The organism is Cupriavidus sp. 05L310 (assembly GCF_056398185.1).
The window spans coordinates 1-7,570 of sequence record NZ_JBFTOX010000120.1; the positions used below are offsets into that span (position 1 = coordinate 1).

The window sequence follows — 7,570 nt, forward strand, 5'->3', positions numbered from 1 at the left end:
TGGCCAACTTCTGCCCACACTCGCTCACCGAACTCAAAACGACCGCCTGCAATCGGCTGCGCAGCGCACAACAACGCGCCAACATCATTGCCGCGTGCTGGAAGCAGGCCGAGTTGTGGTGATGTCGTCATTTATACAAGGATCAATAGACTGCAAGCTGACTGACATCGTGGTCGACAGGTGAAGGCAGCACGCTTATGTCCGCTCCGTTTGTGCGGGCCGTACGGCCTGCCGGCCCATATGGAATTCGCTGACAAGGTCCCCATCTGATTGTCGAGCATGGCTGCTCACTTTCCCTATCGGGTTTTCGTCGTCCCCGTCCAACCTGTTAGCCATCATGCGATCATTGCTTGCGCCCCTTGAGAAAGGTGAGTTCAGGCCATTGTGGGGCACCCGTCCGGCTATAAAGCGGTGGCGGGTGCCGTGTATCTCATAGCCAGGCGGCGAGCTCACGCCCGGAGCGGAAGGTCTGGTCATCCCCGATGGAGGCTACCGCGGCGGTCGCTGTGAGCAGGCCCACGCCAGGAATTTCAGCGATTTTCTGGCATTTCTCACTGTCGCGAAGCGCAATCTTGAGTCGACGCTCCAGCGCAGCGATTTCCTTGTCGGTTGCCTGCACGCGCGTCCATTGCTAACGTTGGCAAGGGGCGGCCCTAAGTGCGATTCGGCTCGGCGCCTCCCGGGGGGACTCTCCTTCACGTCCCTTTGGACCAATGGATACCACCTTGGCCAATCGAAGTGTTTTCTTATGGGTTCACGTAGAGCAGCTTTTTACCGATTTCCATCGGAAAGCAATAGGGCCGCCGCTATTGCGGCTGAATGCAGCCGGGAAACCGATCGATGACACCTTAGCCATCCGTTCGGGTGGGGCAAAGCCTCTGGCTTGCATGCGGCGCCACCTAAACAAGGACATGGAGAGCCGTGGACCGCCTCGTTCGGTTTGGGGGGCTGCTCACCGCCGCGGGGTGGTCAAGCCCCAGTAAAACACCAGGGTGGATGCTTACATGGCCGAGCAGCGCCTGGCGGAGTGCACCGCGATCGCGCGCCGGCGCATGGATGAAGCCAGATTGCTAATGCTGCTGCGCGAGGCCGGACCCGGGGCGCACGGGGACTGAACCGGTGCCGCGCATGATTCAGACTTTGTGGTTGACCTGGCCGGCGTCGCGCACCAGCGGCACGCCAAGACAGGGATCGGCGACGTTGGCTGGTGGCGGCGCGGGCTCGGGCGGGCGGATGCGCAGCTGGTTGTGCACGCCCAGTAGTCCCGCGCTGGCCGCCGCGGCTTTTTCGATGCGCTGCAGGAAGTCGAGATTCAGCCACCGAGTTCCACCCGGCGTTCCACCACACGCATCGTGACGCCGGCGGGAAGCCGCTAAAGTTGCCTTACCGCGAGGCCGTTCACGGGCGGCAACTGGCGACAACCATCCAGAGGGCTTCCCCAAAGATCGGCCGCAACGATCCATATCCTTGCGGGAGAGCACATCGCCAGCCATTGCGGCGACTTCGCCGCCGGCCGCGCGGATCTGAGCGACCAGTTCTTCCAGTTCGCTCTCACGCCCGCGCGCCGGCGATGACCTTGGCCCCTTCGGCAGCGAACACTTTGGCTGTGGCGTGGCCAATGCCGGAACTGGTACCGGTCAAGAGCGTGCAAAGTTGGTAAGCTTGGTTAAGGTCGGTGGCGCCACTCACGTCACTCGGCAGGGCATGCGAGGAGAAGTCATGACATTCAAGGCTCAGTGGTACCGAGACAAGTTCGCGAAAAAGCGCGACAAGGGCTTCTGCGGCTACCCGGTGGCAACGGTTGCCTTCTACGGGCCCGACGACACGAGTGCGACGAAGGTCTCTGTTGGCATCGTCGCGCACGAGGGTGCGGACGCCGACCCGCTTGAGCGGTGGTTCTGCAAAACCACTGATGCGCGAACCGATCCAGAAGTTACCGAAGCAATCGTTCGGTTCATCGACCAGCATGGTGCCAAATCGGTGGTGGCCTTCGATCGCATCATCGGGTGCCCGCATGAGGAAGGCATTGACTACCTGGAAGGCGAAAAATGTCCGCAGTGTTCGTTCTGGGCCAACCGTGATCGATGGAGCGGCGAGATCAACAAGTGAGACGTCAGGGCCATCCCTTCCGTCGCGCCGAGGCCTTCCTTGTCAGATCTCATTCCGACAGTAGTCATGCTTGAATGAAGGTGCGAAGAGATATCCACAGACCCGCGTCGTTCTTTGAATCCAATTGAGTATGTACATGGCCAATGCAGGCACATTCTGGACGAGAGGGGCGCCCTTGGCCCTCAGCAGGGCTCGGGCAAGGCCGTGGCGGAGTTCCGCGCAACCGTGATCGCCTACGCCACAGACTTCGACGACACCCGCGTGATGGCTGCGACCCACTTCACGTGCAAGAAAGGCCCAGTGGGGCCGGCCATGCGCGCGGTGTAAGGTGCGGGGGAGAATCTTCCTCCGGCAAGGCAAGTTATGGGATCTCACCGAGCGTGGTGAGCTTCATAGTTGATACACGGGCGGCACGGCCATGGGATTTTCTTGCCGAAGGTTTCTCATCGCTCCAGACGATACCCTCTGGCGGCTGTCGAGCACCAAGTTCGACCGGATGCGGCGAGATCCGGCAAGTCACTGTTTGCCCGTTTTTGCGGGGCAACGAGCGCGAATGGCCGACGTGGTCGTCGAGCTCGTGGCCAGAGACCCGGTGCGCATCGTTCGGAACACATTTTCCATTCTCAGTTTCGATGCCGAAGGCCACATCGAACCAGGCAGATTCGAAAAGCAGCAATTCGCCCTCGTAGAGTCGGTCGTTGCACCAGTCTTTGCCGTATTCGATGAAAACGGCGACGAAACAGTCGTCGACGCGACCTCTCGATTCGTTGCGCAAGGAGGCCAATGGGTTCCGTCAGGCGCTTTGGCGCGCGCCATAGAAGACGCCGCGCTGGGGCGACGACAGTGCCGACGCCTGTAGATGCGTTGCTCAAGAGCTGCTCTACGCCATCCAGTTCCGATTCGCGAGTGTCGGAGGCCCCTTCGGGAAATCCGGAACCGGACACTCGCGGTCGGTCATTTTCGTGGAAGCAGACTGACCGCTGTGGCCAGTTGCTGCCATTCGCGCTCTCCCGCTCAAACTGCAAGATCGACTGATAGGGAGGGGGTTAGCCGATCACCGCAGGGATAGCTGGATTCGGTCCGATTGAGCGGCTCAGGGCGTGCTCTGGGTCATCTCCTTTCTTGGCACCTCCAGGCTTAGCCGATCTGTCCCCGTTAAAGAGTTCTGACCGGGCTACATCACCGCGACGTGAGTACCTGGTCGCTGCGGCGGGACAGAGGGCGGTCGGACCGGGGCGCGCTTCGTCGTGGCGTGTTCTCATACCAATTGTCAGGTTAGTTCAGAAACGCTTCGAATGGCCGAGTCACGCCCTGAGGTGGTCGGCCAAGGTCTTCGCCACAGTCGGCCACTCCCCAGCCATCAGCGGTCATTCACGTAACCGCAAACAGGCACTACACTCTGTTTGTCCCCACGCCGCGTTGCCTGCTGCGAGGGATCGTCTGACGATAGGCATCCGTTGTTCATCGCGTGTATCTCCCTCGGTATAGTGCCGCAGACGTCGCTGCAGGCCGGCCTCGAACGATTACTCACTTGGGGAATGCATGAAAACGCCGAACTCCAACTCCCATGCCGCTCCGTTTGACGGTCCGAACGTCGATCACTTTCGCTTCCACCGACCTCACGAACATCTTGCCGCGGCGTTTGGCAACGACAGGTTCGCGCTCAAGGCCGAAGCCTTCGCACGTTTTTTTGGGACGCCCGTTTTTTTAGGGGCACAGACGGTAATCGTCGCCATCTGGATTGGGGTGAACGCCCTCGGCTTCACCAGGTTCGACGTTTACCCATTCATTCTCCTTAATCTGGCATTCAGTCTCCAAGCAGCTTATGCCGCGCCGCTCATTTTGCTTGCTCAGACGCGACAGGCAGCGCGAGACAACGCGCACGCCGAGGCTGACGCGCAACACAGGGAGGCCCTTGCTGTCGCTAACGAGCAGCGGCAGGCAATTTCCGCGCAAACCGCGGCACAACTGCTGGAGTTGTTGCAGCGGAATACGGAACTGACCGAACTTACCCAAAAATTAACTGAGCGGGTCGAAACGCTGACCGTCGAGTTGCACGAGAAGCTCTTGCAAAAGGACTCAAAATGATAACCCGGCTCCCTGCCCATCAAGGTCGAGGTGGATGTTGGTGAGGTATCCCCTAGATGCGAGTGAGCGTTCGATCGAGGTGGCGAGAGGGCGCTCCGGGTCGGCTACTGCCGTCCGCGCTACACGGCCGATCCACAGCCAGTTTCGGCCATTCGCGCCGGCCTGCGCCAACGGCTGAAGTTCGGTGCCAGAGCCGCCATTCGTGCATTCTAAACACAGCGTCTTAAATAATGCAGCATAGTCTTCGCAGCACCTCGTTTGGTCTCTTCCAGTGCTGGAAGCAGGCGTCGACCGCCGAGAGGACTTCGGCGAGCGTGGCGAAGTACCGGTTATGTAGCGCAAGGCGTCTTGTCAGCTTCCAGACGCGTTCGATAGGCGCCAGTTGCGGACTGTATGGCGGGAGGAACAACAAGGTCAGGTGCCGCTTGTACTTGCGCAGTAACGGCTTGAGCAGGATGGCATGGTGGTACCTGGCGTTGTCCAGCACGACGACGATGCGCTTGCCGCGACGTCGATGGCGCAGTAGCTGGCGCAGAAAGGATGCACACGTTTCTGCGTTGAAGACAGGGCACACCTGCCAGACGAAGCGGCCAGTGCTCAAGCTGACGGCGCCAAAGCACGCCACCGACTTGCGCGTCGGCGCATGCATCAACACCGGGTCGCGGAGCTCCGGGGCCACTCACATGCGACAGCGCGATCCGTGTTGCTGGAAATAGCATTCGTCCAGGCTCCATAGCTCAATGTCGTCGCGTTTTGCCAGTCGCCGCAGCTTTTTTACCGCCGCAACGCGAACGGGATCAGACTGGGCGGCCTGCGGGCGCCGTTTGCGCAGCCGAAAACCCATCTGGCGAAACAACCGCTGGCACTGACGCACGGCCAGCGTGATGCCGTAGCGCTGACGCAAGTGCTCCGAAAGAACAGGCCCATGCCACGGCCCGCTTCAAATCCGAAGTCACGTGGTGTCTTGCGCAGATCCGTCTCAATGCGAGCCCATTGCGCCTCATCCAACGCACGCGGACGTCCGGGCCGCTCACCTTCCCGCAATCCGTCGAAACCACCCCGCTCGAAACGTCGGGCCCATCGCTGAACTGTCGTGGCCGCCTGACCGAACAACTGGCCGACTTCGGTGCACGAGTAACCGCTGCTCACCAGCAGCACCCCGTGGAGACGGTGGTCATACCGCGATTCCTCGCTTCGCTCGATCTCCTGTCGAAATCGCCAACTGCATGATCTGCGCGTCTGCAATTTCGAGCTTGCGCATGGCTGCCTCTCCAAAAGAGTAACCACGCAATCATACATGCTACATGCTGCAATATTTATGTCGCCATGTTTAGTTGGGATGTCCGCTGAGGGCGATTCACCGGACGTTCGAATTTCGGTAGCCCCGAGTGCCCGGTTCTCACCAGCGCGGACGCGTCAATGCTTGATCTGCTCGCGCAATGGATGCCGGAAGAAATAACGCTCGGTCACCGGCGTCTTCGGACCCAACCAACCTCGTCGAAATTTGCAGTATTGACGCGCCAATATGCTTGATTCCTGGGAGATCGATGTTCAGTTGGAATCCAATCTTTCCAACCTCAGGACCAAATGCCGGCCTGGCATACCTGTTTTGAATGGGAGCGAACATCACCCCATTCTCAGTACGCAGCTCTACCGCGCCGTGCTTCAGCAGGTATGCAAACTCGGCCGCCGAAACGACGCTCTCGTCCGTAACATATTGAACACCAGCTTGTTCCAGCCGTTGCTAACCAACTTGGCAAGAATCGCCTTGGAGGCGGCATCAAGCGGCACAGATGAAATCTGCAGACTCATCGTTCTTCCTTTCTAGTCGATCACTGCCGCACAGCCGCCTGCTGGGGCGCCAGCTACTCCATCACGGGAATCACTTTTCCGTTATCTAGTGCGCGAGCACCGCGCCGAGATCGAGTTCATCGGCAACTTTCTTCAATCGCTTGTCGCGCGTCCAGATGGTGATGCCTGGTTGTAGGCGCGCGGACGCCAACAGTGACGTGTCGACATATCCGATTCCACGATTGAACAAACCTTCGCGCTCGATCAGATAAAAGGTCTCCTCCGGCGTTGCAACTGGCGCGCGCGGCAGATCGAGCAACGCGCCAAGCACGACGTCACGGTCACGCAGACTACCGAGCGAAATCTCGCCTATCACATATGGATGAGCCAGCACACGCTCCTCGGCAAGCAGGCTAATCAGCATAGGATCAGAAGCGTTGATGTGGTCAATCCAGACCGACGTGTCGACAAGAATCATTCGACGTCCTGCCGCCGACGCGGCGCCCCCTTGATGCCCGGTTGGCTACCGCCAAGATTCGCGAGTCGTTTCGCGGCTTCACGCTGGATCAAGGCCTTCAGTGCTTCGCGCACAAGTGCCGTTTTTTCCTCCAGGCCCGTATAGGCTTGAGCCTTGGCGATCAAGTCGTCATCAAGCGCAATAGTCGTACGCATGGGAACCTCCGTAAGTATCAGCATCAATTATAGCATCGTTTGATGCTTGTAATAGTGCATTTCGTCACCTCGTAATGAGCGCATTTTGCCGCAATATTCCTATGCAGTTGCACGCGAGAACAGCGAAAGCCACCCGCAAACACAGACGAGATATCGCGTCTTCGGAAAAATCGGCGCCGCGTCGATTCGGGCTGCAAGTTAGCAGTGCGGCTGCTTGTGGCAAGGCTGCCCAACAGCGGCGACAAGTCAACGATGTGCTGCGCCACCAAGTGCCGGACGTCGCCTTCGCATTGCCACTGCCCGTAGATCCCCGCCAGTGTGGCGCCTAGCACTTCCTTGCGGAATCTCTCCATCACCGATGGCTGGCGAGGGTGAAGGCTTCTCGCGGCACTGGCTAGCCGCCGACCGGTGTGCGGATTCGTGCGATGGGCAAAGAGGTGGCAACAAAGGACGAGGGAAGGGGATGGCAGGCCGTGTCGGGCCAGATGCTGATGGACTTTGAGCCAGGTGAACCGGGCGCGGCGGTCGTGGAGTCTCTACACGATGCACGGGCGCCGGCGACCGAGGCGCAGGAATGGTTCCTCGTCGGAGCCGATCTGGAAATGGAGAAGCGGATCGAAGCCGAGGCGGCATACCGTCGCGCGCTGGAGGCCGGATCTTTGACGCCGTCGATTACGGAGTGCATCGACAGCTCATAGATTTCCAGATTGCGGGCGATATCGTGCTCCAGGATCAGCGAGAGATTGGCGGCCCCTTCCTGCGCGCGGGCATACGCGTCCTGGCGCATTTCATGGAGCGCACCGGCCCCTACGGCGGCAATGGCAACAGCAAGCACAAAGCTGCTGGCCACGAAAAGATTGAGGGATTTAAAGTTCACTTTTTGGCGCGGGCCAAGGTTATCCGGTTGCAT

Annotated in this window: 6 protein-coding genes and 5 pseudogenes; 3 read left to right on the forward strand and 8 right to left on the reverse strand. The window is 59.7% G+C overall.

The genetic code is table 11. From position 1 onward, the window contains the following. Positions 1-433 precede the first annotated feature (433 nt). Together AC1DS6_RS41915 and AC1DS6_RS41920 are read right to left on the reverse strand one after the other, a co-directional pair. Positions 434-631, reverse strand: a pseudogene (locus AC1DS6_RS41915) (transposase); the annotation flags it as partial. Between the two features lie 847 nt (positions 632-1,478). After that, positions 1,479-1,689, reverse strand: a pseudogene (locus AC1DS6_RS41920) (SDR family NAD(P)-dependent oxidoreductase); the annotation flags it as partial. A gap of 30 nt (positions 1,690-1,719) precedes the next feature. On the opposite strand from AC1DS6_RS41920, the gene AC1DS6_RS41925 reads away from it, so the two are divergent. From AC1DS6_RS41925 to AC1DS6_RS41935, 3 genes are all read left to right on the forward strand, one after another. Continuing rightward, positions 1,720-2,109, forward strand: coding sequence for a hypothetical protein (locus tag AC1DS6_RS41925; RefSeq protein ID WP_441635166.1), 390 nt, complete (start codon positions 1,720-1,722; stop codon positions 2,107-2,109). 553 nt (positions 2,110-2,662) lie between these two features. Further along, the gene (locus AC1DS6_RS41930) at positions 2,663-2,968 is read left to right on the forward strand and encodes a hypothetical protein (protein ID WP_477104725.1); all 306 of its coding nucleotides are present in this window, start codon (positions 2,663-2,665) and stop codon (positions 2,966-2,968) included. Positions 2,969-3,651: 683 nt separating this feature from the next. Further along, positions 3,652-4,197: a DUF1003 domain-containing protein gene (locus AC1DS6_RS41935; protein WP_477104726.1), complete on the forward strand. Its 546-nt coding sequence runs from the start codon at positions 3,652-3,654 to the stop codon at positions 4,195-4,197. A gap of 223 nt (positions 4,198-4,420) precedes the next feature. On the opposite strand, the gene AC1DS6_RS41940 is transcribed toward AC1DS6_RS41935, so the two are convergent. The 6 genes and pseudogenes from AC1DS6_RS41940 to AC1DS6_RS41965 form a co-directional block, all read right to left on the reverse strand. Further along, positions 4,421-4,876 (reverse strand): IS630 family transposase, encoded by a 456-nt coding sequence (locus tag AC1DS6_RS41940; protein WP_477104727.1) that lies wholly within the window; start codon positions 4,874-4,876, stop codon positions 4,421-4,423. Continuing rightward, positions 4,877-5,116: pseudogene (locus AC1DS6_RS41945) on the reverse strand (winged helix-turn-helix domain-containing protein); the annotation flags it as partial. Between the two features lie 50 nt (positions 5,117-5,166). Then, positions 5,167-5,496 (reverse strand): annotated as a pseudogene (locus tag AC1DS6_RS41950) (helix-turn-helix domain-containing protein); the annotation flags it as partial. 598 nt (positions 5,497-6,094) lie between these two features. Then, entirely contained in the window at positions 6,095-6,466 is a 372-nt protein-coding gene (locus AC1DS6_RS41955) for a type II toxin-antitoxin system VapC family toxin (RefSeq protein ID WP_441635332.1), read from the reverse strand. Further along, positions 6,463-6,660 (reverse strand): type II toxin-antitoxin system VapB family antitoxin, encoded by a 198-nt coding sequence (locus AC1DS6_RS41960; protein ID WP_006159576.1) that lies wholly within the window; start codon positions 6,658-6,660, stop codon positions 6,463-6,465. Before AC1DS6_RS41960 ends, AC1DS6_RS41955 begins: the two co-directional genes overlap by 4 nt. Positions 6,661-7,054: 394 nt before the next feature. After that, positions 7,055-7,570: pseudogene (locus AC1DS6_RS41965) on the reverse strand (hypothetical protein); the annotation flags it as partial.

What these genes read in the sequence shown, in the direction of transcription:
- AC1DS6_RS41935 (WP_477104726.1), top strand. Translation starts at nt 3,652, where the DNA reads ATGAAAACGCCGAACTCCAACTCCCATGCCGCTCCGTTTGACGGTCCG.
- AC1DS6_RS41955 (WP_441635332.1), bottom strand. Translation starts at nt 6,466, where the DNA reads ATGATTCTTGTCGACACGTCGGTCTGGATTGACCACATCAACGCTTCT.
- AC1DS6_RS41960 (WP_006159576.1), bottom strand. Translation starts at nt 6,660, where the DNA reads ATGCGTACGACTATTGCGCTTGATGACGACTTGATCGCCAAGGCTCAA.
- AC1DS6_RS41930 (WP_477104725.1), top strand. Translation starts at nt 2,663, where the DNA reads ATGGCCGACGTGGTCGTCGAGCTCGTGGCCAGAGACCCGGTGCGCATC.
- AC1DS6_RS41925 (WP_441635166.1), top strand. Translation starts at nt 1,720, where the DNA reads ATGACATTCAAGGCTCAGTGGTACCGAGACAAGTTCGCGAAAAAGCGC.